Consider the following 429-nt stretch of genomic DNA (forward strand, 5'->3'; position numbering starts at 1 on the left):
TGGACCCGCAGCACCGGTTGTTCCTGGAGACGGCCTGGGAGGCGCTGGAGGACGCTGGGTACGACGCCGCCCGCTTCCCTGGCAGCATCGGCGTGTTCGGCGGCGCGGGCTCCAACCAGTACGTGTCCCGCATCCATGCCGACCGCGGGCTGATGAAGCTGCTGGGCCGAAGCCAGGTCTTGGTCGGCAACGAACTCGGATTCCTCGCATCCCGGGTGTCCTACAAAATCGGCCTGACAGGCCCCAGCCTGTCACTGCGGACGGCGTGTTCGACGGGGCTGGTGGCCTTGCACCTTGCGTGCCAGAGCCTGATCAACCGCGAGGGCGACATGGCCCTGGCGGGTGCCGTTTTCGCGGATCCGGGGCAGGGGGCGGGCTACCGGTATATGGAGGGCGGGTTCTTGTCGCCGGACGGTCATTGCCGGCCGT

1 protein-coding gene is annotated in these 429 nt (G+C 68.3%); it reads left to right on the plus strand.

The window, feature by feature from the left end; genetic code table 11:
* Window positions 1-429, plus strand: a 429-nt coding sequence (locus RB628_RS41520) for a polyketide synthase (RefSeq protein WP_318325784.1), incomplete at both ends; no start/stop codon positions are given.

The sequence above is a fragment of the Streptomyces sp. ADMS genome (assembly GCF_033441795.1).
Taxonomy (GTDB): Bacteria; Actinomycetota; Actinomycetes; order Streptomycetales; family Streptomycetaceae; genus Streptomyces.